The sequence below is a fragment of the Parahoeflea olei genome (assembly GCF_001703635.1).
Taxonomy (GTDB): Bacteria; Pseudomonadota; Alphaproteobacteria; order Rhizobiales; family Rhizobiaceae; genus Hoeflea; species Hoeflea olei.
This window is the reverse complement of sequence record NZ_LQZT01000009.1, coordinates 1-26,302: the sequence shown is the minus strand read 5'-3', so window position 1 is coordinate 26,302 and position 26,302 is coordinate 1. Positions and strand designations below refer to the sequence as shown.

26 protein-coding genes are annotated in these 26,302 nt (G+C 66.1%); 13 read left to right on the top strand and 13 right to left on the bottom strand.

The window, feature by feature from the left end; translation table 11 throughout:
- Positions 1–15 precede the first annotated feature (15 nt).
- The 8 genes from AWJ14_RS07665 (at position 16) to AWJ14_RS07630 (ending at position 8,025) form a co-directional block, all read left to right on the top strand.
- Complete coding sequence (locus AWJ14_RS07665; protein WP_066177033.1) at positions 16–498, top strand: DUF934 domain-containing protein; 483 nt, start codon at positions 16–18, stop codon at positions 496–498.
- A gap of 15 nt (positions 499–513) precedes the next feature.
- On the top strand, positions 514–849 hold the full coding sequence (locus AWJ14_RS07660; RefSeq protein WP_066177029.1) for a 2Fe-2S iron-sulfur cluster-binding protein: 336 nt from the start codon (positions 514–516) through the stop codon (positions 847–849).
- Positions 850–941: 92 nt separating this feature from the next.
- Entirely contained in the window at positions 942–1,838 is an 897-nt protein-coding gene (locus AWJ14_RS07655; RefSeq protein WP_066177027.1) for a LysR family transcriptional regulator, read from the top strand.
- Positions 1,839–1,930: 92 nt separating this feature from the next.
- A complete protein-coding gene (locus AWJ14_RS07650; protein ID WP_066177026.1) occupies positions 1,931–2,410 on the top strand; it encodes a formate dehydrogenase subunit gamma in 480 nt (159 codons plus the stop codon).
- Positions 2,407–3,963 (top strand): formate dehydrogenase beta subunit, encoded by a 1,557-nt coding sequence (locus AWJ14_RS07645; RefSeq protein WP_066177024.1) that lies wholly within the window; start codon positions 2,407–2,409, stop codon positions 3,961–3,963. Before AWJ14_RS07650 ends, AWJ14_RS07645 begins: the two co-directional genes overlap by 4 nt.
- Positions 3,964–4,051: 88 nt before the next feature.
- Entirely contained in the window at positions 4,052–6,937 is a 2,886-nt protein-coding gene (gene fdhF / locus AWJ14_RS07640; RefSeq protein ID WP_066177022.1) for a formate dehydrogenase subunit alpha, read from the top strand.
- Positions 6,938–6,971: 34 nt separating this feature from the next.
- Positions 6,972–7,802 carry a formate dehydrogenase accessory sulfurtransferase FdhD gene (gene fdhD, locus AWJ14_RS07635; RefSeq protein WP_066177020.1) on the top strand — a complete coding sequence of 277 codons (831 nt, stop codon included), beginning with the start codon at positions 6,972–6,974 and terminating at the stop codon, positions 7,800–7,802.
- Positions 7,792–8,025, top strand: a complete 234-nt coding sequence (locus tag AWJ14_RS07630; RefSeq protein WP_066177018.1) for a formate dehydrogenase subunit delta — start codon at positions 7,792–7,794, stop codon at positions 8,023–8,025. Before fdhD ends, AWJ14_RS07630 begins: the two co-directional genes overlap by 11 nt.
- A gap of 29 nt (positions 8,026–8,054) precedes the next feature.
- Here the strand turns inward: AWJ14_RS07630 and AWJ14_RS07625 are convergent, their stop codons facing one another.
- Both AWJ14_RS07625 and AWJ14_RS07620 read right to left on the bottom strand, forming a co-directional pair.
- Positions 8,055–8,633, bottom strand: a complete 579-nt coding sequence (locus AWJ14_RS07625; protein ID WP_245304170.1) for a LysE family translocator — start codon at positions 8,631–8,633, stop codon at positions 8,055–8,057.
- A 106-nt stretch (positions 8,634–8,739) separates the two neighbouring features.
- Positions 8,740–9,177: a YqaA family protein gene (locus AWJ14_RS07620; protein ID WP_066177014.1), complete on the bottom strand. Its 438-nt coding sequence runs from the start codon at positions 9,175–9,177 to the stop codon at positions 8,740–8,742.
- Between the two features lie 248 nt (positions 9,178–9,425).
- Here AWJ14_RS07620 and AWJ14_RS07615 point away from each other — a divergent pair, with 248 nt between their 5' ends.
- Both AWJ14_RS07615 and AWJ14_RS07610 read left to right on the top strand, forming a co-directional pair.
- Positions 9,426–9,875 (top strand): MarR family winged helix-turn-helix transcriptional regulator, encoded by a 450-nt coding sequence (locus tag AWJ14_RS07615; protein ID WP_066177013.1) that lies wholly within the window; start codon positions 9,426–9,428, stop codon positions 9,873–9,875.
- A 108-nt stretch (positions 9,876–9,983) separates the two neighbouring features.
- Positions 9,984–10,895, top strand: coding sequence for a DMT family transporter (locus tag AWJ14_RS07610; RefSeq protein WP_066177011.1), 912 nt, complete (start codon positions 9,984–9,986; stop codon positions 10,893–10,895).
- Positions 10,896–11,057: 162 nt separating this feature from the next.
- Here AWJ14_RS07610 and AWJ14_RS07605 read toward each other — a convergent pair whose 3' ends face one another.
- Complete coding sequence (locus tag AWJ14_RS07605; RefSeq protein WP_066177009.1) at positions 11,058–12,542, bottom strand: carboxypeptidase M32; 1,485 nt, start codon at positions 12,540–12,542, stop codon at positions 11,058–11,060.
- Positions 12,543–12,646: 104 nt separating this feature from the next.
- Positions 12,647–13,534 carry a LysR substrate-binding domain-containing protein gene (locus AWJ14_RS07600; RefSeq protein WP_066177007.1) on the bottom strand — a complete coding sequence of 296 codons (888 nt, stop codon included), beginning with the start codon at positions 13,532–13,534 and terminating at the stop codon, positions 12,647–12,649.
- 110 nt (positions 13,535–13,644) lie between these two features.
- Here AWJ14_RS07600 and AWJ14_RS07595 point away from each other — a divergent pair, with 110 nt between their 5' ends.
- The 3 genes from AWJ14_RS07595 to AWJ14_RS07585 all read left to right on the top strand — a co-directional run bounded on the left by AWJ14_RS07595 (position 13,645) and on the right by AWJ14_RS07585 (position 17,551).
- Positions 13,645–14,784 (top strand): MFS transporter, encoded by a 1,140-nt coding sequence (locus AWJ14_RS07595; protein ID WP_245304169.1) that lies wholly within the window; start codon positions 13,645–13,647, stop codon positions 14,782–14,784.
- A gap of 91 nt (positions 14,785–14,875) precedes the next feature.
- On the top strand, positions 14,876–16,048 hold the full coding sequence (locus AWJ14_RS07590) for a S41 family peptidase (protein WP_066177170.1): 1,173 nt from the start codon (positions 14,876–14,878) through the stop codon (positions 16,046–16,048).
- 405 nt (positions 16,049–16,453) lie between these two features.
- Positions 16,454–17,551, top strand: a complete 1,098-nt coding sequence (locus AWJ14_RS07585; protein ID WP_066177004.1) for a CaiB/BaiF CoA transferase family protein — start codon at positions 16,454–16,456, stop codon at positions 17,549–17,551.
- Between the two features lie 30 nt (positions 17,552–17,581).
- Here the strand turns inward: AWJ14_RS07585 and AWJ14_RS07580 are convergent, their stop codons facing one another.
- The 9 genes from AWJ14_RS07580 to AWJ14_RS07540 all read right to left on the bottom strand — a co-directional run bounded on the left by AWJ14_RS07580 (position 17,582) and on the right by AWJ14_RS07540 (position 26,100).
- Complete coding sequence (locus AWJ14_RS07580; RefSeq protein WP_066177003.1) at positions 17,582–18,106, bottom strand: YbaK/EbsC family protein; 525 nt, start codon at positions 18,104–18,106, stop codon at positions 17,582–17,584.
- The gene (locus AWJ14_RS07575) at positions 18,103–18,924 is read right to left on the bottom strand and encodes an MBL fold metallo-hydrolase (RefSeq protein WP_066177002.1); all 822 of its coding nucleotides are present in this window, start codon (positions 18,922–18,924) and stop codon (positions 18,103–18,105) included. Before AWJ14_RS07575 ends, AWJ14_RS07580 begins: the two co-directional genes overlap by 4 nt.
- A 3-nt stretch (positions 18,925–18,927) precedes the next feature.
- Positions 18,928–19,743: a TatD family hydrolase gene (locus tag AWJ14_RS07570; protein WP_066177000.1), complete on the bottom strand. Its 816-nt coding sequence runs from the start codon at positions 19,741–19,743 to the stop codon at positions 18,928–18,930.
- 4 nt (positions 19,744–19,747) lie between these two features.
- Positions 19,748–21,289 carry a methionine--tRNA ligase gene (gene metG, locus AWJ14_RS07565; protein ID WP_066177166.1) on the bottom strand — a complete coding sequence of 514 codons (1,542 nt, stop codon included), beginning with the start codon at positions 21,287–21,289 and terminating at the stop codon, positions 19,748–19,750.
- 97 nt (positions 21,290–21,386) lie between these two features.
- Positions 21,387–22,406, bottom strand: a complete 1,020-nt coding sequence (locus AWJ14_RS07560; RefSeq protein WP_066176998.1) for a DNA polymerase III subunit delta' — start codon at positions 22,404–22,406, stop codon at positions 21,387–21,389.
- Positions 22,403–23,083, bottom strand: a complete 681-nt coding sequence (gene tmk / locus AWJ14_RS07555; RefSeq protein ID WP_066176996.1) for a dTMP kinase — start codon at positions 23,081–23,083, stop codon at positions 22,403–22,405. The genes AWJ14_RS07560 and tmk overlap by 4 nt, the downstream gene beginning before the upstream one ends.
- A gap of 141 nt (positions 23,084–23,224) precedes the next feature.
- Positions 23,225–24,382 carry a D-alanyl-D-alanine carboxypeptidase family protein gene (locus AWJ14_RS07550; RefSeq protein WP_066176995.1) on the bottom strand — a complete coding sequence of 386 codons (1,158 nt, stop codon included), beginning with the start codon at positions 24,380–24,382 and terminating at the stop codon, positions 23,225–23,227.
- A 119-nt stretch (positions 24,383–24,501) separates the two neighbouring features.
- Entirely contained in the window at positions 24,502–25,509 is a 1,008-nt protein-coding gene (locus AWJ14_RS07545; protein ID WP_066176993.1) for a septal ring lytic transglycosylase RlpA family protein, read from the bottom strand.
- 198 nt (positions 25,510–25,707) lie between these two features.
- Positions 25,708–26,100, bottom strand: coding sequence for a hypothetical protein (locus AWJ14_RS07540; RefSeq protein WP_066176991.1), 393 nt, complete (start codon positions 26,098–26,100; stop codon positions 25,708–25,710).
- Between the last annotated feature and the right edge of the window lie 202 nt (positions 26,101–26,302).

The window sequence follows — 26,302 nt, the reverse complement described above, 5'->3', positions numbered from 1 at the left end:
CCGGAGAGGACTTCAATGACTGTCATCTGGACCCAAGACGGGATTGTCGAGAACGATCCCTGGACCGCCGCCGACGGGGAGGGAGCCGGGCTGGTGTCTCTTGCCGAGGCGCTTGACCATGCCCTGGACAACACGCCGCTCGGCGTGCAGCTCGCGCCCGACGACGACGTCAGGGACCTGGCGCCGATCCTCGACCGCATCGCGATCGTGGCGCTGAGCTTTCCAGCCTTCAATGACGGCAGGGCTTTCTCGCAGGCGGCGCTTCTGCGCCAGCGTGTCGGCTATGGCGGGGAACTGCGTGCGGTCGGAGCGGTGCTGATCGACCAGATTCCGCTGATGCTCAGAACCGGGTTCGACAGTTTCGCCGTGTCGCACGCGCCGACCGTGGCACGGCTCAGGGACCGCCGCCTGCCGGGCATCGATCTTCACTATCAACCCTCGGTCGACAAGGCGGCTGCCGGTCCGGGGTACAGCTGGCGGCGCCGGGCCGCCGGCTGACAGGATCTTTTCATCATGCATATTCACGTCACCGACCAGTCCGGAAAACGCCATACGCTTGAAGCCCTCGAGGGCTTCCGGGTGATGGAGGTCATCCGCGACTGGGGATTGAACATCAAGGCCGAATGCGGCGGCGCCTGCGCCTGCGCCACCTGCCATGTCCATGTCGCGCCGGAATGGGCCGCCAAGCTGCACCCGATCGGGGCGGAGGAAGAGGACATGCTCGACCAGGCCTTCGACGTGCGCGACACGTCGCGGCTGTCCTGCCAGATTCTGATGAGCGAGGAACTCGACGGGCTGGAAGTCACGCTGGCGCCCGGCACCGAGGACGGGGACCGCGCCGCAGCCTGATCTGAAACCGGGATCATCGTCCCGGGATGCGACGGCGGGATGTCGCGCGCGCTGCTTGCGCGCCGCGGGGCGAACATGCGAGTTTGCCCGCCATGATCGACAAGCTCGAATTCTTCATTGTGCTCGCGCGGGAACGGCATTTCGGCCGGGCCGCGGATATTTGCGGGGTGACGCAGCCGACGCTGTCGGCTTCGCTCAAGCAGCTCGAGGAGCAGTTGGGCGTCGTGCTGGTGCAGCGCGGGTCGCGCTTCCAGGGGCTGACGCCGGAGGGGCAGCGCGTGCTGGAATGGGCGCGCCGCATCGTCGGTGACGCGCGCACCATGCGCGAGGAAATGAAGGCGGCGCGCCGGGGCCTGTCGGGCAATGTGCGTCTTGCCGTGGTGCCGACGGCGCTGTCGATGATGACGGAGCTGACCACCGGTTTTGCCGCAAAGCATCCGGATGTCACGCTGTCGATCCTGTCCTGCACCAGCTACGAAGTGCTCTCCAAGCTCGAGAATTTCGAGATCGACGCCGGCATCACCTATCTCGAGAACGAACCCACGGGCCGGGTCGCCAGTGTGCCGCTCTATGCCGAACGCTACCAGCTGATCACCTCGCCGGGCCAGCCGATGGCCGACAAGGAGACGGTGACCTGGGCGGAGGTCGCGTCGCTGCCGCTGTGCCTGCTGACGCCGAACATGCAGAACCGCCGGATCATCGACCAGCATCTGCGCGATGCCGGGGCGAATGCCAGGCCGACGCTCGAATCGAACTCGATGGTGGTGCTGTTTTCCCATGTGCGCACGGGCAAATGGGCCTCGATCATGCCCGGCAATCTCGCCGGCACGCCCGGGCTTGCGGGCGACCTGCGCGCCATTCCCATCGTGGCACCCGATGCCTCGCATATCGTCGGAATGGTTGCCGCACCACGCGAACCGCATACGCCTGTGGTCTCGGCGCTGCTGCACGAAGCGCGCGTCTATGCCAAGACGCTCGCGCAGCGATAGATTTTTTCTATCGCACCACGGAAATCCGGCCTTGATCACGGGCGCCAATGGCGGGCTAGTGTCTTATCTGACATAGGCGGGAGGAGCTCCGCATGGAAAGACGACAAGACGACGCAGCCATCGCGTCGCGCACGCAAGCCATCGTTGCCCGGCTGAAGCCGCTCGAAGGCCCGCTGCTGCCGATCCTGCACGACATCCAGAGCGAATTTGGCCATGTGCCTCAGGCCTCGCTTCCGGTCATCGCGCAGGAGCTCAACCTGTCGCGGGCCGAAGTGCACGGCGTGGTCAGTTTCTATCATGATTTCCGCGAGGCGCCGGCGGGGCGGCATGTGATCCGGCTGTGCCGGTCCGAAGCCTGCCAGTCGATGGGCGGCGACGCGCTGGCCGACCGGCTTCTCGGCCTGCTCGGGCTCGATTGGCACGAGACCAGCGCCGACGGCGCAGTCACGGTCGAACCGATCTACTGTCTCGGCCTGTGCGCGACCGCACCCGCCGCCATGCTCGATGGCGAGTTGATCGGCCGGATCGACCAGGAGACCGTCGCCGACCTTGCCAGGGCGGTGCGGGCATGAGCGCGAAACTCTACATTCCCGGCGATTCCGGGGCCATTGCCGTGGGCGCCGACAAGGTCGCCGCGGCCTTTGCCGATGCGATTGCAGCGCGCGGGCTCGATGTCGAGATCGTCCGCAACGGGTCGCGCGGGCTCTACTGGCTCGAACCGCTGGTCGAGGTCGAGACGGAAAGGGGCAGGGTCGCCTACGGTCCGGTCAAGGCCTCCGATGTCGAAAGCCTGCTCGACGCGGGTCTGCACGACGGCGGCGCGCACCGGCTCTGCCACGGCCTCACCGAGGAGATCGCCTATCTCAAGCGCCAGACCCGGCTTACCTTCGCCCGCTGCGGCGTGATCGATCCGCTGTCGATTGACGACTATCGCCGCCATGGCGGGCTGGCGGGGCTTGAGAAGGCGGTCGCCACCGCACCGGCGGATATCGTCGCGCAGGTCACGCAATCGGGCCTGCGCGGGCGCGGCGGCGCGGGCTTTCCCACCGGCATCAAGTGGAAGACGGTGCTCGAAGCGGAAGCGGACCAGAAATACATCGTCTGCAACGCCGACGAGGGCGATTCCGGCACCTTCTCCGACCGCATGATCATGGAGGGCGACCCCTTCGTGCTGGTCGAGGGCATGGCGATCGCCGGCATTGCGGTGGGCGCCACCAAGGGCTATATCTATTCGCGGTCCGAATATCCGCACGCCAACCTGGTGATGCGCCGCGCCATCGAGATCGCGCGGGAGCAGGGCATTCTCGGCGCCTCGGTTCTGGGCTCAGGCCATGCCTTCGACATGGAGATCCGCGTGGGCGCGGGCGCCTACGTCTGCGGCGAGGAGACCGCGCTGCTTGAAAGCCTCGAAGGCCGGCGCGGCATCGTCCGCGCCAAGCCGCCGCTGCCCGCCCACAAGGGATTTCTGGGCCGGCCGACGGCGGTCAACAACCTGATCACGCTCGCCTCGGTGCCGATCGTGCTCGATAAGGGCGCGGACTACTACCGCGATTTCGGCATGGGCCGGTCGCGCGGCACGATCCCGGTGCAGATTGCCGGCAACGTGAAATATGGCGGGCTGTTCGAAGCCGGTTTCGGCATGACGCTCGGCGAACTGGTCGACGAGATCGGCGGCGGCACCCTGACCGGACGTCCGGTCAAGGCGGTGCAGGTCGGCGGCCCGCTTGGCGCCTATTTCCCGCGCTCGATGTTCGATACCCCGTTCGACTACGAGGCGTTTACGGCCAAGGGCGGGCTGATCGGCCATGCCGGGATCGTCGTCTTCGACGACACCGCCGACATGCTCAAGCAGGCCCGCTTCGCCTTTGAATTCTGCGCGCTCGAAAGCTGCGGCAAGTGCACGCCCTGCCGCATCGGCTCGACCCGCGGCGTCGAGGTGATCGACCGCATTGCCGCGGGCGTTGAGCCCGAGAGGCAGAAGGATCTCGTGGCCGATCTGTGCAACACCATGAAATTCGGCTCGCTCTGCGCGCTTGGCGGCTTCACGCCTTATCCGGTGATGAGCGCGCTCACGCATTTCCCCGAGGATTTTGCGCCGGCGCCGGCCGCGGAGGCCGCGGAATGACTGCGGCCGCCGGAATGCCCACGACAGACGCAGCGATCGCCAAGCGGGCGGGCTGCGCAATGCCCCACGCGACATCCGGAGACCAGACATGCCCCTGATCCAGGAAATCGACTATGGCACCCCTGCCTCGGCATCGGAGAAGACCGTCCGGCTGGTGATCGACGGCGCGAGCGTGGAAGTGCCCGAGGGCACCTCGATCATGCGCGCCTCGATGGAAGCGGGCATCGCCATCCCAAAGCTCTGCGCCACCGACATGGTCGATGCCTTCGGCTCCTGCCGGCTCTGCCTCGTCGAGATCGAGGGGCGCAACGGCACGCCCTCGTCCTGCACCACGCCGGTTGCCGAGGGCATGGTGGTGCACACCCAGACCGGGCGGCTCAAGGACATTCGCCGCGGGGTGATGGAACTCTATATTTCCGACCATCCGCTCGACTGCCTGACCTGTGCGGCCAATGGCGACTGCGAACTCCAGGACATGGCGGGCGCGGTCGGCCTGCGCGAGGTGCGTTACGGCCAGGACGGCGACAACCATGTGAAGGCGCGGCAAAACGGCGAAGCCAATCCGCGCTACCTGCCCAAGGACGAATCGAACCCCTATTTCACCTATGATCCGTCCAAATGCATCGTCTGCTCGCGCTGCGTGCGCGCCTGCGAAGAGGTGCAGGGCACGTTTGCGCTGACCATCGAGGGCAGGGGGTTTGACAGCCGCGTCTCGCCCGGCATGCACGAGAGTTTCCTTGCCTCCGAATGCGTCTCCTGCGGCGCCTGCGTGCAGGCCTGCCCGACGGCGACGCTCACCGAGAAATCCGTGATCGAGATCGGCCAGCCCGAACATTCGGTGGTCACGACCTGCGCCTATTGCGGCGTCGGCTGCTCGTTCAAGGCGGAAATGCGCGGGCAAGAAGTCGTCCGCATGGTGCCGTGGAAGGATGGCAAGGCCAATCGCGGCCATTCCTGCGTCAAGGGGCGTTTCGCCTGGGGCTACGCCACCCACAAGGACCGCATCTTGAATCCGATGGTGCGCGAGAAGATCACCGATCCCTGGCGCGAAGTCGGCTGGGACGAGGCTTTCGCCCATGTTGCCAAGGAATTCCGGCGCCTCCAGTTCCAGTATGGCAAGGGCGCGATCGGCGGCATCACCTCCTCGCGCTGCACCAATGAGGAAACCTTCCTGGTGCAGAAGCTGGTGCGCGCCGGTTTCGGCAACAACAATGTCGACACCTGCGCCCGCGTCTGCCATTCGCCGACCGGCTACGGGCTCGGCAAGGCCTTCGGCACCTCGGCGGGCACGCAGGATTTCGATTCCGTCGAGCACACCGATGTGGTGATCCTGATCGGCGCCAACCCGACCGACGGCCATCCGGTGTTCGCCTCGCGGCTCAAGAAGCGGCTCAGGCAGGGCGCGAAGCTGATCGTCATCGATCCGCGCCGCATCGATCTGGTGCGCTCGGCCCATATCGAGGCGAGCCATCATCTTCCGCTCAAGCCCGGCACCAATGTCGCGGTGCTGACCGCGCTTGCCCATGTGATCGTGACCGAAGACCTGTTCGACGAGGCCTTCATCCGCGAACGCTGCGACTGGTCGGAATTCGAAGACTGGGCGAGTTTCGTGGCCGATCCCGCCAATTCGCCGGAAGCCACCGAAGCCTTCACCGGCGTGCCGGCCTCCGAACTGCGCGGCGCCGCCCGGCTTTATGCCCGCGGCGGCAACGGCGCGATCTATTACGGCCTTGGCGTGACCGAGCACAGCCAGGGCTCGACCACGGTGATGGCGATCGCCAATCTGGCGATGGCGACCGGCAATATCGGTCGGCCCGGGGTCGGCGTGAACCCGCTGCGCGGCCAGAACAACGTGCAGGGCGCCTGCGACATGGGCTCGTTCCCGCACGAGCTGCCGGGCTACCGGCATATTTCCGGCTCGGACGTGCGCGACGTGTTCGAGAAACTGTGGGGCGTGGAACTGAACCCGGAACCGGGCTTGCGGATCCCCAACATGCTCGACGCCGCCGTCGATGGCAGCTTCCGCGGCATCTACATCCAGGGCGAGGACATTTTGCAGTCCGATCCCGACACCAAGCATGTGAAGGCCGGGCTCGAAGCGATGGAATGCGTGGTGGTGCACGACCTGTTCCTGAACGAGACCGCCAATTGCGCCCATGTGTTCCTGCCCGGCTCGACCTTCCTCGAAAAGGACGGCACCTTCACCAATGCCGAGCGCCGCATCAACCGGGTGCGCAAGGTGATGACGCCGAAGAACGGGCTTTCGGACTGGGAAGTCACGCTCAAGCTGGCCCAGGCCATGGGGCTTGGGTGGTCCTACGACCATCCGTCCCAGATCATGGACGAGATCGCGCTGACCACGCCGAGCTTCGCCAGCGTCAGCTACAAGCTTTTGGAAGAAAAGGGCTCGGTGCAGTGGCCCTGCAACGAGGCGCGGCCCGAGGGCACGCCGGTGATGCATCTCGACGGTTTCGTGCGCGGCAGGGGCAAGTTCATCCGCACCGAATATGTGGCGACCGATGAACGCACCGGCCCGCGCTTCCCGCTGCTGCTCACGACCGGCCGGATTCTGAGCCAGTACAATGTCGGCGCGCAGACGCGGCGCACCGAAAACGTCGCCTGGCATGCCGAGGATCTTCTGGAAATTCATCCGCACGACGCCGAGCAGCGCGGCATCCGCGATGGCGATCTGGTCAAGCTCGCGAGCCGCTCGGGCGAGACCGCGCTTCGCGCCAAGATCACCGAACGGGTGGCGCCGGGCGTGGTCTACACCACGTTCCACCATCCCGGCACGCAGGCCAATGTAATCACCACCGATTTCACCGACTGGGCCACCAACTGCCCGGAATACAAGGTGACGGCGGTGCAGGTCAGCCCCTCGAACGGGCCGACGGTCTGGCAGGAGGAATATGAGGCCCAGGCGGCGCAATCGCGCCGGATTGCGGCCGAAGAGGCGCTGGAGCCTGCCGAATAGCCGGCGCGTCGCCGGCGCGAGAGGAGGAGCGAGCATGGTGGAGGCCGCAGCCAGCAAGGCCACGATATCGCGGATCGCGGTCCGCGGCGGCATTGCCACGCCGGGCATGCGGGCGCTGCCCGAAGAGGTTCCGGTGGCGCTCAGCTTCGGCGGCACGACCCAGGCGGTGATGATGGCGACGCCCAATGATCTCGAGGATTTCGGCATCGGTTTTGCGCTCTCCGAGGCGATCGCGCACAGGCCGACGGACGTCATGTCGCTCGACATCGTCGAGGCGGAACAAGGCTTTGACGTGCAGATCCAGCTCGATCCCGCGCTTCAGACCCGGTTTTCCGCGCGCCGGCGCAAGATGGCCGGCCCCGTGGGCTGCGGCTTGTGCGGCATCGAATCGATCGAGGAAGCGCTGCGCGCGCTGCCGCAGCGGCGGGACGTGGCGCTGACGCTCGCCCCCGACGAAGTGCACGACGCGGTGCAATCGCTCACCCTGCATCAGGTGCTGCGGGCGGAAACGGGGGCGGTGCACGCCGCCGGCTTCTACCGGCCGGGCAGGGGCATGGCGCTGGTGCGCGAGGATGTCGGCCGCCACAATGCGCTCGACAAGCTGATCGGCGCCATGGCGCGCGCGCGCCTCGATGCGGCCGAGGGCGTCGTCGTGCTCACCAGCCGCATCTCGGTCGACATGGTGCAGAAGGCGGCGATCGCCGGCGCGGGCGTGCTCGTCTCGGTCTCGGCGCCGACGGCGCTCGCGGTGCGCACGGCCGAACAGGCAGGCCTGACGCTCATCGGCATTGCCCGCGGCGCGGATTTTGACATTTTCACCCGGCCCGACCGGATCATCGAAGGACAGAAACACGATGTCGCCTGACAAGCTGATCTACCAGGCCAACCAGATCGCCACGTTTTTCGCGTCCCAGCCTGAGGACGAGCAGGTGGAGGGCGTGGCAGACCACATCAACAAGTTCTGGGATCCGCGCATGCGCGCGAAGCTGTTCGAGATCACCGACCAGGGCACCGAAGGCTTCAAGCCGATGGTGGTGGCGGCTCTCGACAGGATCAACCGGCCGGTTTCGACCGGCGTCACCTCCTGACGCGCCACAGCGGCGCGACCGGGTCGGCTTCAGAGAACCGCCAGCACCACCGATCCGACCAGGAGCAGGGCGAATGCCACATTGGCGATGCGCCCCTTGGCGGGATCGCTCAGCACCGATGACAGCGCGGAGCCGAACACCAGCCAGGCGGAATTGACGGCGATGATCACACCTGTCAGCGCGGCGAGCTTGATCGCCGCGTCGAGCACCACGTCGCCGGGGACGAGCACGCTGCCCGAATAGACCGCGCCGATGGCGGCGAAGGCTTTCGGATTGGCCACCGCGAGCACATAGCCGCTCGTGAAGGACGGCGCCTTGTCGGCGGCGCCCGCCTTCGACATCACGGGCGCGGTGGCGATCCGGTAGGCGAGATAGAGAATGTAGCCGATGGCCAGCACGGTGATGGCGTTGACCAGCGCCGGCTGGGTCAGGATCAGCCCGGTCATGCCGGTGGCAATGAGCACAAGCACCGTGGCCGTGCCGGCAATGATGCCGCCGAGATAGGGCACGCCGCGCCGGGCCCCGTAGGCCGATCCGATCGCGGCGGTGCTCAGGGTCGCGGGCCCGGGGCTTCCCATCAGCGGAAAGGCGGCGAGCAAAAGTACCACAAGACCATGTCCCATCGGCGCAGGTTACCCTATTCCGGGACAGACGGAAGCCCCTTTTGCCGGCCGCGCGGAACTCTCTCCACGCGTGGGCAGGCAGGCCGGCTCCTCACGCAAACGCACCGAGCCCCGCTGCCAGCACGGCATAACGGGCGACCTTGCCGAGCGAGACCAGCAACAGGAAGCGCCACAGCGGCTCGCGCAGAATGCCCGCAACCAACGTCAGCGGGTCGCCGATCACCGGCACCCAGGCCAGAAGCAGCGACCAGTAGCCGAAGCGGCTGTAGTGTCGCTGCGCACGGTCCAGCTGTGCCGGGCTTGCGGGGAACCAGCTGCGGCCCCTGAAACGTTCGACGCCGCGGCCGATCAGCCAGTTGAGGACGGAGCCCAGGATATTGCCGAGGCTGGCGACGGCCACGAGCAGCAGCACCGGCCGACCGCCCGCCAGGATCAGTCCTGCGAGCACGCTTTCCGACTGCGCCGGGATCAGGGTCGCCGCCAGAAAGGCCGACAGGAAGAGGCTCGCATAGGCGGCAATGTCGATCATCGGCGGCTCTCCTGGGCGAAACCGCAGCGCGCGGCCGCCTTGCCTATAGCCGGAAATCTGCAAGGGCAACAGGACGCGGGCAGGGGGCGGACTGGAGGCCCGCGTCCGGGCGCCCGGCCATCTCCACCCGATCCGGTTCACCCGATCCTGGGACCGAGGCCTTTCAGCCGAATTCGGGAACGCACGGCCAGATAAACAGCGCGCTATCTATTATTGCATAGCATGCTGTTTAATGCTAGGCAGGCGCCATGAGCTTTGACAAATCCCGGTCCGCCGGCGTTCTCGCAAGCGAGATAGCCCGGCTTTACACGGCGGCGCTGCAGCGACGGCTGGCGCCGCTCGGCCTGTCGCCGGCGCAATTCCTGGTGCTGAGCGAATTGTGGAGCGAGGACGGGCAGACCCAGCGCATGCTCACCGCGCGGCTCGGCGTGGAGCAGGCGACCATGGCCAATACGCTGGGGCGGATGGAGCGGGACGGACAGATCGAGCGGCGGCCGCATCCCGACGACCGGCGCGCGCAGATCGTGAGCCTGACGGAGGCGGCGCGGGCGCTTGAGGCTCAGGCGACCGCCGTCGCGCGCGAGGCCAATGCCGTCGTGCTCGGAGGGCTGCCGGTGGCGGAGCAGGAGCTGTTTTTGAGCATGCTCGGCCGGATCGTTTCGGCATTGCGTGCGGGCGAAGGCGTGCCTCCAAGCTAATTTTGCCGCAACCGCCCGAAAGGCTTTCGCCGGCCCCGCAAACCGGCTAGGGGACGAGGGACGGTCTCGGTACCGCCCACCCCATTCATCCAACCGGGATCGGCAACAATGGACAATATGCGCGGCATCATGCTGATGGTTCTCGGAATGCTCGGCTTTGCGGGCGAGGACATGTTCATCAAGCTCGCCGCCGCCTCCGGCCTGCCGGTGGGCGAGATCCTGATGATTCTCGGCTTTGCCGGCGCGCTGATGTTCACGGCCTATGCCGTGTTCAAGGGGACAAGCGTCGTCTCGAAGGGCTTCTTTCACCCCGCGGTCGTCATCCGCAACCTGACCGAGATGATCGGGGGCGTTTGCTTCGTCACGGCCCTGAGCCTGATCCCGCTTGCCACCGCCACCACCATCCTGCAGGCCACGCCGCTGCTGGTGACGATGGGGGCGGCGCTGGTGCTGGGCGAGGCCGTGGGCTGGCGGCGCTGGACCGCCATCCTGGTGGGGTTCTTCGGCGTGGTGCTGGTGATCCGCCCGGGGCTGGACGGGTTCGAGCCGGAAGTGCTGTGGGCCGTGGCGGGGGTGATCGGTCTCGCGATCCGCGATCTTGCCAGCCGCAAGGTGCCGAAGACGACGACCTCGCTGCAATTGTCGGCCTGGGGGTTCTTCTCCGTGGGCGTGTCGGGCGCGGCGCTGCTTGCCATCGAGGGCGGCGCCGTGGTGCCGAGCTTGCAGGAGACCTCCTACATGGCGGGCGCACTGTCGGTCGGGGTACTGGCCTATTGGGCGCTGACCGAGGCCACCCGCATCGGCGAGATCTCTGTGGTCACGCCGTTCCGCTATTCGCGACTGGTGTTTTCCACCATCGTCGGCATGTTGGTGTTCAGCGAGTTCCCCGACGTCTTCACGCTGACCGGCGCCGGCATCATCATCGCCACGGGGCTCTACACGATCATGCGCGAACGCAAGCGCCGCCGCGATGCGGCAATGAAGGCGAGCACGGTCACACCGGCGGCGCCGGCCGCGTGACGGGCAGGGGCCGCCCTCCGGCAGCCCCTCCCACGGATTTCACCAACAAGGCATTCGCCGGAATCGCGCCGGTCTGCGGCGTTTCTGCCGCACCCACCGGGACCGACCGAAGCTCGAGACCGACGCCGAAGCGCTCCCAACGAAGGTGCGGGAAGGCTGCGCCTAACCGCCGTAGCGGGCTTCGAGATGGGCGATGAAATGCGCCGGGTTGAGCGCTTCGCCGGTTGCCTGCTCGAGGATTTCGGGCGTCGAGCCGGTCGAGGCCTTGAGCCAGATATTGTCGCGCCGCCAGGCATTGACCATGGTGAAATCGCCCTTCGAGATTTCCGCGTCGACATCGGGATTGAGCCGGGCGATCGCCGCCCATTGCTGCGCCGCCATCAGGGCGCCCAGCGTGTAGGACGGGAAATAGCCGAAGGCGCCCGAGGGCCAGTGCACGTCCTGCATCGGCCCGTTTTTCGGGTCGTCGAGCGTGGAGATGCCGAGCGAGGCCTGCATTTTCGCGTCCCAGGCTTCCGGCAGGTCCCGAACCTCGAGCCGGCCGGACAGAAGCTCCTGCTCGAGCTCATAGCGCAGGATCACGTGCAGCGGGTAGGTCACCTCGTCGGCGTCGACCCGGATCTTGCCGCGCGTGACCTGATGCACATGCGGCAGCAGATCCTCGATCGTCCAGCTTTCCTTCAGATGGGCGTCGACCAGGGGCAGGGCGAAGTGCCAGAAGGCGGGATTGCGGCCGATCTGCTTCTCGACGAACAGGCTCTGGCTTTCATGCAGTGCCATGCCGCGCGCCTTGCCCGAGGGCCAGTGCGCCCACGCCTTGGGCAGGTTCTGCTCGTAGAGCCCGTGGCCGGTCTCGTGCAGGATTCCCATCAGCGCCGAGAGGAACTCGTCGGTGCGGTAGCGCGTGGTCATGCGCACATCGGTCGGCACCCCGCCGCAGAACGGATGATCCGAGACCGAAAGGCTGCCATGGTTCATGTCGAAGCCGACGGCCTGCATCATCGCCAGCCCCAGCGATTTCTGCCGCTCGACCGGGTAATCGCCCGACAGCGGCTTCAGCGGATGCCGGGCGCGGCGCTGTTCCTGGACGGCAAGCGCCCGCGGCAGGAAATCGACCAGAAACGCCTTGAGTTCGGCAAAGACCGGGGTGATATCCGCGGAGCGGTTGCCGGGATCGAACTGCTCCATCAGCGCATCATAGGGCGCAAGGCCCAGCACCTCGGCGCGCATCGCCGCTTCCTCACGCATCAGCGCCACCACGCCTTCGAGTGCGGGGCGGAACGCCTCCCAGTCGCCCTTGGGCCGCGCGGTGCGCCACAATTGCTCCGAGCGCATGCCGGTGCGCATCTTGCGCTCGACGAATTCGGGGGGCAGGCAGGTCAGGTTGACATAGCTGCGTTCGAGCTCATCGACCGCGACCCGCTGCTCCTGCGTCAATTCTTCAGCCCTGGCGGCCGCGATCCAGTCCGGCACGTGCGGATCGGTCGCCTGGCGGTGATACATGCCCGACAGGCCGGCCATGGCTTCCGCGCGCGCTTCGCCGCCGCCCGGCGCCATGTTGACCGCCTCGTCGGTGCCGAGAATGGAGAGCGCGTGTTCGAGCGCGCCGAGCGCACGGCAATGATCGTCAAGCTTGGCAAAGGACATGAGGAAAAAACTCCGCAGAAACAGGCTGTGCTACCGGGATAAGCCAACCGGCAGGGGCGTGCAAGGGATGGGGCGCGGGCGAAGCGCCGCGGCACAAGGCGGGCTCACGCCCGGCCGGCCTCGCGCAGGATCCATTGCCGGAAAGCCGCAATCTTCGGTACGGTGAGCTTGTCCGGATCGACGACGACGAAATACCCCTCCTTCGTCGGAACCGCCGCTTCGAAGGCCAGCACGATCCGTCCGGATTGCAGGGCATCGGCGGCATAGATGTCACGCACGACGGCGAGCCCCTGTCCGGCAACCGCTCCCTGGATCAGCAGGTTGTCGTCGGCGTAGCTCGGCCCTTTTGTTGCGGTGCGGCCCGGCCTTGCTCCAAGTGCCTGAAACCATGTGGTCCAGTCGACGCGATCGCGGTCCTGCAGCAGCGGGTAGCGCAGGCAATCGAGCGGAGCGGCGAGGGGGCCATCCCGCACAAGCCGGGGGCTTGCGACCGCCACCAGCGAGGGCCGGTGCAGCAAGGCCGTATCGAGACCGGGATAATCGCCGGAGCCATGCCGGATCGCGATGTCGACCGGTCCGCGCTTCAAATCCGTGAGATCGACCGAGGAGTCGACCCGTATCTCGATCTGGGGATGCTGCGCGGTGAACCCGCCGAAGCGCGGCGCCAGCCAGCAGGACGCCAAGGCGGGCGTGGTGCTGATGACGAGAGACCGCAGGTTCGGGCGGCGATCGTAAAAAGCCTGAACGGCCGTGTCGATCTGCTCGAAGCCCGGCGCAATCATGCCAAACAGCCGCAGCCCCTGGGGCGTGAGCTTCACCTCGCGGTTTCCGCGCTTGAGCAGTTGAATGCCGAACTGCGCCTCCAGAGCCTTGATCTGCTGGCTCACGGCGCCGGGCGTGACATTCAATTCCGACGCGGCACGCTTGATGCTGCCGTGTCGTCCGACTTCGACGAAGGCGCGCAACGCGCTGAATGAAACGGGCAGGGTCATGGTTTCGAGTTTAGCTGAACTAAATCATTCGCCAACAGATATCATTTGTGGCGCAGCGCACGAACTGTATCTCTGCAGCCATGACAGTTCGATCTCCCGGCCCTGACCATTTGACCGCGGCACTCACCCGCCTCCTGGCGATCGGCGCCGGGGCGGCTGTTGCCAACAGCTACTACAACCAGGCCTTTCTCGGCCACCTGAAGGGGGAGTTTGGACTGGCATCCGGCGCCGCAGCGCTCGTGCCGGTGCTGACGCAGGCCGGAAATGCGCTCGGCGTGCTCTTTCTCGCGCCGCTCGGCGATCGGCTGGAACGCAAGTCGCTGATTCTCGCGACCATTGCGGCTTTGGTGGTGGCGCTGGTCGGCGCGGCCGTCTCTCCGAATTTCCTCTGGCTTGCAACGGCAAGCCTGGCAGTCGGCCTGTTCGCCACGGTCGCCCAGCAGATCGTGCCCCTGGCCGTGCATCTGGCTCCGGCCGGGGAGCGCGGGCGCGTTCTCGGCAAGGTGACGGGCGGCATTCTCATCGGCATCCTGCTCGCCCGCACGATCAGCGGCACGATCTCCGACCTGTGGGGCTGGGCCCACGTATTCTGGTTTGCGGCGGCGCTGATGACAGCCGTGGGCGTGGCCCTGGCCATCTGGCTGCCCCGCGTTCCACCGACGACCGGGTTGAGCTATGCCGGCCTGCTGGGCTCGCTGTGGACCCTGGTCCGGACCCATGCGGTGCTGCGGAACGCGGTCGCCGTGCAGTTCCTGATCTTCGCAGCCTTTATCGGTTTCTGGTCCAATCTTGCCTTGCTGGTGGCCGAGCCGCCGTTCAGCTTCGGCGGCACGGAGGTCGGCCTGCTGGCGCTTGTCGGCGTCGCGGGCGCGCTTGCGGCACCTATTGCCGGCGGCTTTGCGGACCGGAAGGGGCCGGGGATCGTCGTCTCTTCCGGCGCGGGGCTTGTCGTGCTGGCCTTTCTTATTTTCGGGCTCTGGCAGGGCTCGCTCGTTGCACTGGTTGTCGGCATCCTGATCCTCGACCTGGCGGTGCAGTCCTCGCAGGTCGCCAACCAGGCGCGCGTCTATGCGCTCGATCCGACCGCACGCAGCCGGCTCAACACCGTTTTCATGGCCACCATGCTCGCCGGGGGCGCCGTGGGTGCGGGTCTCGGCGGCGCAGCCTTCGCCGCCTGGGGCTGGACCGGCACATGTGCCTTCGGCGCTGCGTCTTCGACGCTGGCATTGATCCTGTCACGGAAAGCCTGACTGCGGGGCAGGCGTGTGTTCAGTCGGGCAGAGGGGCCGCGAGTTCGGGCCCGATCTGGACATCGCTGTTCACCTGTGCACACCGTGGCCCATGTCCCTGACGCAAGACCTCGACAACATCCTGGAAACTGTGCTGCCAACCGATCCCAGCTTTCGGCGGATCGGGCAGGCGGCGATGGACCGCTGTCTTCGTGACGCACGACGCTCCGCTCTGGAGGGGTCCAGAGACGCCTTTCTGTTGTCCGCGATGCGCCTGCTGGCGCTGCCCGACAACGGACAGACCCGGCTGATCCCGAATGGGGCCATCTCCGTGCTCCCGCTGAGATTCGTGAGCGTCGGCAGAGGGGTGCAGTTGATGGACACCGCCCAGGAGACACCGGGTCCGGGGCGGGAACTGCTAGCCGTCAATGGCACAGCTGTCGGCCAAATCGAAGCCGCTGCGGCGAGGTTCCTGGCGGGAACGCACCAGCGGAAACGGGTCATCGGCCCGATTCTTCTCGCATGGCCCCATGCCCTGGCTCGCCTTGGCGTTTCGTCAGGGGAGGCCACCACCTATCGCGTCAAGGACGAGAACGGGCGGACAACCGAACTGAAAATGGACAACGGGCATACGGTTCCGGCATCGAGGCTCTATCCGAGAAACGAGCATGGCAAGGCCGATCCGGCCTGGCAGCCACAAAGATACGCGGAGATTGAGGACTGGCAGGGCCTCGGGCTTGCGATATCCTTGCCAAGCTTCTTCGATCCGAGGGAAACTGCGCTGCCGGAAGCCATCTCGTGTGCCGCCGAGCAAGTACGCCGCAGCACGGGACGGACGCTGCTGATAGACGTTCGCGGAAACACCGGGGGCGACTTCCTCCAAACGCTGCCCTTGATCGATGCCGTCACCGAAGACCCAGGCAGGCAGGTCGTCTTGCTCGTCGACAAGTTCACGTTTTCCGCCGCGATCGTGTTTGTCGCCATCCTCAAACATCGCTTGGGACCCAGGCTCAAACTCATCGGCGAGGAAATGGGCGACGGGTTGAGATTTTTTGCCGAGGGTGGCTTGCTCGATCTGCCGGTCAGCGGAGCGATGGTTCGATACTCGACAGCCTTTCATGACTGGGAGAACGGGACGCGCGACGACACCACGCCGGCCGAGATCGCGCGGCACCTGGTTCCGGCCGGACGCCTGACGCTGGATCGGGAATGGGTCGCATGGCCTTGCGACGAGACGGCAAAAGGTGCGGTGTACCGGCTGGTGCTGAAGAGCCTGAACGGATAGACCAACGCGGGGCGCAGATGTTGACGGCCATCTCGGGGCAGCAGCGCGTCAGGGGACAAGGTCTCGCAGCACTGTGTCGTCTGGCGTCAGCAAACGCTGGAGCGCCCATGCGCCGGCACGTCTCGGCCGCGGCAATCACCGCCAAACAAAAATCGCATAAGATGGATTATGGAACTATTGTCCATCCATCAGGTGGAAATCGCTGGCCTTCAGCGCCACTTGTTTTCACATGTAAATCAACAGCCTGCATCCGTTTGTCGAAGCGCTGTGCGAGATTTCGCCGGCCGGTTTGCAGCCCGCAAGTGCATGCGGCGCAAATCTGTGGTCTAGTCGTGCGGCACACCGGCACGCCATGGCCTGCACGGCTGTCGCGACTGATCATTCCATTCGTTCCATGGGGATAGCATGCTCGAAGGATTGCGGATCATCGAAATCGAGGCGCTGGGACCGGCGCCGTTCGCAGCCATGATGCTGGCCGATCTGGGCGCGGATGTGATCGTCGTCCATCGCAAGCACGGTCGGCCGGCGCCGGGCATGCCGGAGCGATCGGTGATCGACCGCGGCAAGCGATCGATCGAACTCGACCTCAAGGCGCCGGACGACGTCGCGGTGCTGAAACAGCTCGTCGGCCGGTCCGGAGCGTTGATCGAAGGATTCCGGCCCGGCGTCATGGAGCGGCTCGGCCTCGGTCCAGACGCGTTGATGGCGGTCAATCCGGATCTGGTCTATGGCCGCATGACTGGCTGGGGCCAGACCGGACCGCGGGCGCAGACGGCCAGCCATGACCTCAACTACGTTTCTCTGTCGGGCGCGGCCTGGTATGGCGGCAATGCCGGCGAGCCGCCGTTCACGCCGCCGACGCTGGTCGGCGATATCGGCGGCGGCGCGCTCTATCTGGTGGCCGGCATTCTCTCCGGCGTGCTTGCCGCACGTGCCGGCCGCGGCGGCACGGTGGTGGACGCCGCGATCGTCGACGGCTCGGCGCATATGATGAACCTGCTGATGGCGCTGGGCCAGACCGGAGGGCTTGCCATCGCGCGCGGACGAAGCCTGCTCGACGGGCCGCACTGGAGCCGCTGCTACGCCTGCGCCGATGGCGGCTTCATGTCCGTGCAGTGTCTGGAGCCGAAATTCTACGCCGCGTTCCTGGATCTGATGGGCCTGTCGGACGATCCTGATTTCACGCAGCAATTCGACGCCGATGCGTGGCCGAAACAGACCGCGCTGCTGGCCGGGCTCTTCGCGAAGCAGCCGCGCGCGCACTGGGAGAAGCTGTTCGAGGGGTCGGATGCCTGCGTGGCCCCTGCCCTCGATCCGCGCTCTTCCGCGGCCGATCCACACATGGCCGCGCGCGGCGTCTGGCGCGAGATCGACGGCGTGTTTCAGGCAGCGCCGGCGCCGCGGTTTTCGACAGGAGAAGAGCGCGCGCCGCGCCCGCTGCCGGCGCGTGGCGACCACACGGCGGAGATCCTGAGCTGGCTTGAAAGCGGCCATCAGACCTGAGCGACGCCGCGCAGGCTTGGCGCGAAAACCTCAGCCAGCGGCGCGCACGTCGATGATCTTGGCGCCGATGGCGCTTGCGAGCGCGACCGGATCGACGCTGAAGACGCTGTCGGGCCGGCCCGCGGCTGCCCAGACCACGGCGTGGTCGAGCAAGGTCCGGTCCAGATAGACCGCGATCGGCTTGAGATGACCGATGGGCGCCACACCGCCGATGGCGAAGCCAGTTTCGTCGCGCACCCGGCGGCCGTCGCAACGCGCGAAGGAAAGGATGTAGGTATCTGAAATATAATCCATATCGGCATTGTGCGCGCCAGAGACCAGCATCAGGTCGAGCTTGCCGGTGGCGCTGTTCTCGAACACCAGCGACTTGACGATCTGGGCGACGTCGCAGCCCACGGCATCGGCCGCTTCCTGCGCGGTGCGGGTCGACTGCTCCATCTTGAGGATGCGGATGGCAAGCCCGGCCTCGGCCGCAGCGGCGGCCACCCGCGCCATGCTCGAGCCCGGCGCGATCAGCTCGGGGGTCATTTCGGTCGCGGTCGGATGAGAGGTCATGGGCTCGTCTCCAGCTCGATGGTCAGTCCGTCATAGGCCGGCTCGACATGGTCCGGCGTTTCCGCCAGCACGGTCGCATAATCGAGCGGCACATGCATGTGGGTCAGGATCGCCCGCCTGGGCTTGAGCTTCTCGATCCACCACAGCGCCTGATCGATCGACAAGTGGCTCGGATGCGGTTTGTACTGCAGCGCGTCGACGATCAGCAGGTCGAGGCCCTGCAGCTTTTCGACGGTCCGTTTCGGAAAGTCGCTGACGTCGCAGCAATAGGCCACGTCACCGATGCGGAAACCGAGCGAGCGGATCGAGCCGTGCACCTGCTCGAGCGGCATGAGCTCGACCGGGCCGCCCGCGCCTTCGATGCGGACCGGCTGGTCGAGATCGTTGATCAGGTGCGGCCGGGTGATCGGCGGATAGTCGCTGCCCGCGGGCGTCTCCAGGCAGTAGCCGAAGCCCGCGCGGATATGCGCCATGGTCTCGGGCGCGGCATGGATCGGAATGCGCATGCGCTGCGACAGCGCAAAGCCCCTCAAATCGTCGATCCCGTGCACGTGGTCGGCATGGGAGTGGGTGTAGAGCACCGCATCGAGATGGCGCACGCGGGCGGCGATCATCTGCTCGCGGAAATCGGGGCCGGTGTCGATCGCGATCGTGGTCTCGCCGCCGTCGGCTCCGATCTGGCGGATCAGGAAGGCAGCCCGGCTGCGCCGGTTCTTCGGGTTCTCCGGGTCGCACGCGCCCCAGTCGCCGTTCACCCGCGGCACGCCGGGCGACGACGAACAGCCCAGGACCGTGAACTGGCGGCGCAGCTTTGCCATCGCCTACGCGGCCCTCGGCATGCGGGTGAACAGCCGGTAGGCGTTCTCCGTCGTCAGGTCGCGGATCTTGGGTTCCGACAGGCCGATGGTTTCGCCGAGAACCCGTGCTGTGTGAACCACATAGGAAGGTTCGTTGCGCTTGCCGCGCTTGGGCGGCGGCGCGAGATACGGCGCATCGGTCTCGACCAGCAGCCGGTCGTGCGGCACGGTCTTCGCGATCGCGCGCAGCTCCTCGGATTTGGGGAAGGTGACGATGCCCGAAAACGAGATGTAGCCGCCGAGCCTGACGCCGACATTGGCGAGCTCCTGGCCGGCGGAAAAGCAATGGAGAATGAAGGGGAAGGGCCCCTTCCCCGTCTCTTCCTCGAGCGTCGCCGCCATGTCCTCGTCGGCCGCGCGCGAATGGATCACCAGCGGCAATCCGGTCTGGCGGCTCGCGTCGATATTGGCCCGGAACACGGCGAGCTGCACGTCGCGCGGCGCATTGTCGGGATAGAAGAAGTCGAGCCCGGCCTCGCCGATCGCCACGCATTTGGGGTGCCTGGCAAGCTCGACGATCTCGGCGGTGGTGACGTCCGGCTCCTCGCCGGCATTGCCCGGATGGGTGCCGACCGAGCAAAACACGTCGTCATAGGCTTCGGCGACCGCCCTGATCCGGTCGAATTTCCGGACCCGGGTGCAGATCGTCACCATGCGCGCCAGTCCGGCATCCCGGGCACGCCCGATCACCTGGTCCCGTTCCGGCGCGAAATCGTCGAAATCGAGATGGCAGTGGGTATCGATGACCGGATGGGCATGCACGTCGAAGGAGTCCGCCATTCCGTCAGGCCTCCGCGTCCCGTTCCACATAGCGCGGGAACACGCCTTCGGGCTTCGGCAGCTCGGTGCCGGGCACGAGGGCCGCCTGGCGCACATGGAACACGCGCTTGTCCTCGCGCACGGCGACGAGATCGAGAAGCTTCGCAGCACTTTCCGGCACGAAGGGCTGGATCGCGACGCCGACCACGCGGATGATCTCGGCGGTCACGTAGAGCACCGTGTTCATGCGTGCGGGATCGGTCTTCTTGAGCGCCCAGGGCTCCTGGGAGGCAAAGTAGCGGTTGGCTTCCGACACCACGTCCCAGACGGCGGCGAGCGCTCGGTGGATCTGCTGGTTCGCCATCTCCGCGACCATCTTGTCATAGATGCCGTAGGCAGCCTTCAGGATGGCGTCGTCCTCGGCGGTGAAATCGCCGTGGTCGGGCACCCTGCCCTCGCAGTTCTTGTTGATCATCGACAGCGAGCGCTGCGCCAGGTTGCCGAGATCGTTGGCGAGATCGGAATTGATCCGCGCCGTGATCGCCTCGTGGCTGTAGGAGCCGTCCTGGCCGAAAGAGACGTCGCGCATGAAGAAATAGCGCACCTGGTCGAGGCCGTATTCCTCGATCAGCGCGAACGGGTCGACGACATTGCCGACCGACTTCGACATCTTCTCGCCCTTGTTGTTCAAGAACCCGTGGGCGAAGACGCGGGCCGGCAGTTCAAGCCCCGCCGACATCAGGAAGGCCGGCCAGTAGACCGCGTGGAAGCGGACGATGTCCTTGCCGATGATGTGGGTCGCGGGCCAGTAGCCCCATTTCTCGGCCGTCTCGTCCGGGAACCCGGCGGCGGTGATGTAGTTGGTCAGCGCATCGACCCAGACATACATCACATGCTTGTCGTTGCCCGGCACCGGGATGCCCCAATCGAAGGTGGTGCGCGAGATCGACAGGTCCTTGAGGCCGCCGCGCACGAAGCTTGCCACCTCGTTGCGGCGCTCGGCCGGCATCACGAAGCCGGGATTGGCCTCGTAAAGCTCCAGCAGCTTGTCGCCATAGGCGGAGAGGCGGAAATAATAGCTTTCCTCCTCGACCCATTCGACCGGCGAGCCGAGCGGCTCGCGGCGCACGCCGTCTTCGCCGAGCGTGGTCTCGCTCTCGTCGAAATAGGCTTCCTGGCGCACCGAATACCAGCCGCCATATTTGCCGAGATAGATGTCGCCATTGGCTTCCATCCGTCGCCACAATTCCTGCACGGAGACCCGGTGGCGGGCCTCGGTGGTGCGGATGAAATCATCGTTCGAGCAGTTGAGCCGCTTGAGCATGTCGCGGAAGACGGCCGAGTTGCGGTCGGCGAGTTCGATCGGCGAAATCCCGTTCTTCTCGGCGGTCTGCTGCATCTTCTGGCCGTGCTCGTCGGTTCCCGACAGGAAGAACACGTCCTTGCCATCCAGCCGCTGGAAGCGCGCCATCACATCTGTCGCGATCGCCGTATAGGCGTGGCCGATATGCGGCACCCCGTTGGGATAGAAGATCGGTGTGGTGATGTAATAGCGCTCGGTGCTCATGGTCGCCTTCATTCAAGGTCTTGCGATCCGGGCCGCAATGCCGGCCCATGTCCGAAGCCGTCATAAGCGATAAAGCCGCGCGATGCCATGCCTTGCGTCAGGCAAAAATCAGGGAAAAGGCACCGAGCACGGTCTGCTTGCGGTCGAGATTGTAGGCGGCGGCGGTGCCGAAATGCTCCCGCAGCGCCGCCGACAGCCGCGCCAGCCGGTCGGCTTCCGCAAGATCGCCCGACAGGCCGGCCGCACGCGCCATGGCCTGGATCCGGTCGACGGCGAATTCGGTGAAGAACTGGTAGGCGATGTCGCGGTCCCGGGCCGCCAGGCCCTCGGCGAGCGCAGAGATCGGTTCGCGGTTCATCAGACTGCCGCGCTCGATGATGTCGACAAAGGCTTCGGCGATCTCGGCGCCGCCGTAATTTCGCAACAGCAGCGCGCGCGCGACGCTGCCTTCGCTCAAGTCGGCGATCGAATCCGTTCCGCCGGGCGCGGTGCCGAGATGGGCGAGCGCGCGATCAAGATCCTCGGCCGACAGCGGCTCGAGCCGCAGCGACAGGCAGCGCGACCGGATGGTGGGCAGAAGCCGGCCCGGCGTGTGCGACAGGACCAGAAACAGCGCCCGTTTCGGCGGCTCTTCGAGGATCTTGAGGATCGCGTTGGCGGCGTTGCGGTTGAGATCGTCGGCGGGATCGATGATGGCGATGCGCCAGTTGCCGGTGCCCGAGGTCTGGGCGAAGAACTTGCCGGCGCGACGCACCTCGTCGACGGTGATGACGGATTTGGCCTTGCCGGTCTTTTCATCCACCGGGCGGGACAGGTGCAGCACGTTGTGCGAGGCGCCGCTCGCCAGCTGCCGGCTGACCGCATCGTGCGGATCGGGGTCGGCGATGCGGTCGGGGGCTTCAAGCGGGTCGGGATGTGACAGCACGTGATGGGCGAAGCGGTAGGCCAATGTCGCCTTGCCGATGCCTTCGGCGCCCTCGATCAGGATGGCATGGTGCATGCGCCCCGAGCGGTAGGCGGTGGCGAGGAATTCCTGCGCGGCGTCATGACCGAACAGCGCTGTGTTGGTTTGCGGCGGGATTGCGCCCTCCAGCAAACCCGGACTGTCTCCATTCATGCCTTGCCGTCCCGCGCAGGGCGCTCGCTCGCCTCGGTCTCGAGCAGCGGCTCCACCGCCGCCAGGATGGCGAGCGCCACGGCGTCCTGCGATTGGCGGGCGTCGATCAGCACGCAGCGGTCGGGTTCGGTGCGCGTGAGGTCGACAAAGGCCTCGCGGCGCTTCTCGTGGGTCGCCAGTTCTTCCTTCTCGAAGCGGTCCGGCGCCGCATTCTTGCCTTCCCGCGCCTTGGCCCGGCGCAGGCCGGTTTCGGCGGGCAGATCGAGCACCAGCGTCAGGTCCGGCGTCATCGCATTGACAGCGATGCGCTCGAGATTGCGCACGAAATGCGGCTCGAGATTGCCGGTCACGCCCTGGTAGACCCGGCTTGAATCCATGAACCGGTCGCACAGCACGACCGCGCCCTCCTCGACCGCCGGCCGAATCACCTCCTCGACATGGTCGCTGCGGGCGGCGGCAAACAGCACGGCCTCCATGCGCACGCCGAACTCCTCGGCGGCGCCCGACAGCAGCACGTGGCGCACGGCTTCGGCGCCGGCCGAGCCGCCGGGTTCGCGGGTGACCAGCACGTCATGCCCGCGGCGGCGCAACACGCCTGCAAGGCGGTGGATCTGGGTGGATTTCCCGGCCCCCTCCCCGCCTTCGAATGTGATGAAGCGCCCTGTGGTTTTCGTCACGCTATGGTTTCCCGGCCCGGTGGCGGCGCGGCAAGGAGTTCCCCTGCGCAAGGCCCCGGATCTGTTGGTGTGTCGCCCGGCATCGCCCGGTTCCACCTACCTAGCCCATTTCAGATCACAATTGAACGTTTGGCTGCGCAGTTATCGCCAGAATTGCGCAAGTTCGATCAGGGCGTCGAAGGCCTGTGAATACAGCGGCCCCTTGTCGACGTCGTTGACGGCGTAAAGCGGGGTCTCCTGCGACAGCACATCGCCGATGAAGACCCGGAGCACGCCGACCTGGGTGCCCGCCTGGAGCGGCGCGCGCAGCGGCCAGCGGTAGTTGATTCGGGCCGTCAGCCGATCCGGATTGGTGATCGGCACCAGGATATCGACCGGGCCCTCCGCCTTGACGATGGCCGACCCCGCCCCGCCATAGACGCCGAGTTCGCCGATGGTCTCGTCCTTGTCGAACAGCGTCTTCTTCTCGAAGGCGCGAATGCCCCATTCGAGCATCTTGCGCGCTTCTTCCGCGCGTTCGCTCTCGCTGACAAGCCCGCTCATGGCCAGGAACAGCCGCCGTCCGTCCCGCTGGATCGAGGCGACGATGCCGTAGCCCGATCCTTCGGTGTAACCGGTCTTCATGCCGTCCACGCCGATATCGAGCGCCAGCAAGGGATTGCGGTTGCGCTGCAGGATCTTGTTCCAGGTAAAATCCTTCTGCGAATAATAGCGGTAGAACTCGGGATAGGTCGACTGGATATGGCGCGCGAGCGTGACGAGGTCCTTCATCGTCACCTTGGAATCGGGGTGCGGCAAGCCGTTGGAATTGCCGAAGACGGACTGGGTGAGGCCGATCTCGCGGCCGCGTTCGGTCATCAGCCGCGCGAAATTCTCCTCGGAACCGGCCATGCCCTCGGCGATGATGATGCAGCCGTCATTGGCCGATTGCACGATCACGCCCTGGATCAGGTCCTCGAGCCGGATCGAGGATTTGAGCTCGGCGAACATGGTCGAGGTGCGCGACGCCGCGCCACCGGTGCGCCAGGCATTTTCCGAGACCTGGAAGGTGTCGTCGAGGGTCAGCCGCCCGGTGCGAATGGCGTTGAACACCACCTCCATGGTCATCAGCTTGGCGAGCGACGCCGGCGGAACCAGTTCGTTCTCGTTCTTGGCAAACAGCACCGTGCCGGTGCCGGCATCGATCATGTAGGCCTGGCGGGCCTTGGTCTCGAACAGTTGCGCGCGCGCGCCACCGGTGAGGGCAAGGCTCGCAAGCGCGACGACGAGGAACAGGCGGGCAAGGACCAACCGGGCCATATTTCAATCCAGTGTGACGAAAAGATGTGGGGGCAAGCCTAGCAATCTCGCCAGCGGCAATCAATGCCGCATGGCAGGGCCCTCATGCGGGGCGCGCGCGGCACCCCTGCCCCGGCGGCTCAGCGCTCGGCGGCGCGCGTGCCGAGCACGGCCTCGAAGGGGTGTCCGGTCTTGATCACCCGCCCGCCCCAGTAGGCCAGGCCGACATCGTAAAGCCCGTCGGCTGCTCCATCGCTCGAAAGCTGGGCCACGGGCGTGCCGAAGGACGGACGGTCCTCGACCACCGGGCCGATCTCGGGCAGTGCGAAACCGGGCGGAAGCTCGGAGGCGAAGGCGGAAGCAGATCCCTGTTCGACCGGCTGGAAGGCCTGGGCGGTGTCGATCGCAGCCGACGGCGCCATCGCCGCCGTCGCGCCGTTGACGCCCGGAAGCGCCGATTCCACCGTGTTCATCGCCATCATCACGCCGGTGGCGATCACGCCGCCCGCAGGTTCATTGGAACCACCGGGCCGGTAGCTTGCCATCAGGTAAGGCGTGTCGTCGCCCTCGACCGGAGCGCGGCCGATATATTCCACCCGCACCGCGGCGACCCCGTCGCGCTTCATGTCCAGAAGCTCGGCGGCCTGGTTGGACACGTCGATGATGCGGCCATGGGCATAGGGACCGCGGTCGTTGACGCGCACGATCACCGAATTGCCGTTCTTCTTGTTGGTCACCCGCGCATAGCTCGGCAGCGGGAAGGTCGGATGGGCGGCGGAGAGATGAAACTGGTCGTAGATCTCGCCATTGGCGGTCAGCCGGCCATGGAAATTGGGACCATACCAGGAAGCCAGTCCGGCGCGGTCGTAGTCCTTGTCTTCCGCCGGCGTGTACCACTTGCCCTTGACCTTGTAGGGCTTGCCGACCATGTCGCGGCCGCCGCCCTTCTGGGGGCGCTTGGCGGTGGTGACGCGCGGGCTGGCTGCGACGCCATATTCGGCCACGGAGAATTTTGTCTTGGTGTTGATGTGCGAGGTATCGCCCGACCCCGAGGTCGCCCCGCAACCGGAAAGCCCGATGGAAAGCACGGCGATGGCGCTCGCGGCGACCGCAAGGCGCAGGCCTGCGCCGGTTGGTTTTGAATTCACGTGTCCCACACCGCGTCCCGATATTCTGGCTCTCGCCATTATGGCCCGGCAAATCACCATCTGCGCAAGCCGTCCCCGTCAGTCTATGCGATCGATAGTCCGATCGCGAGCCTAGATCGTCCCGCAAGATGGCAAAATTGCGATGGGCCGCCCCAATCGGGCGACCCAGCGGAAATCATGGTTAAAAATGGGTGAAATTCAGCCTTCGATGCGGGCGCTGCCGCTGCGTCCGTCATCGCGCACCCAGTCGAGCGAACGTTCGCCGGTCTTCCTGATTCGGAAGCAACTGGTCTTGCCATCGTACCAGGTCGGCCATTTCTGGCACAGGTTCTCGCCATCGACCCACCATTTCCCGCTTTCCTTGGGACGGAAATACTTGCCGAGACCGAGGGCGGTTCCGTCTCCGGTGACGACGCCGGAGGGCTTGTAGCTCAACGGAAACTCTCCCCCGAACGGGGTTTCCAGATAGACCCGCTTGCCGTTGACGAACTGCTTGAGATCATTGCCGGCAAGCTGTTCGGCAGATGCCGGACTAGCGTTTGCGAACAGGACCACAGCGGCGGCGGCAAGCGCGAAATTCTGACGGGGCATGGCAGATCTCCGGTTCGTGACGTGTAGCTAATACGCTCAAGCCCCGCCCTTGGTTTCACGTCCAACCGAATTTTTGCGCACCCGCACGGTGTCCGCAGCACGGACCGGGCCATGCATCCCCTTGCCTTTGCCCTTGCCCCTCGCCCCTTGTAACTTCCCAACCGCCGCATTTGAGGCTGTAATGGCGAGTGCGGTGGCGGAT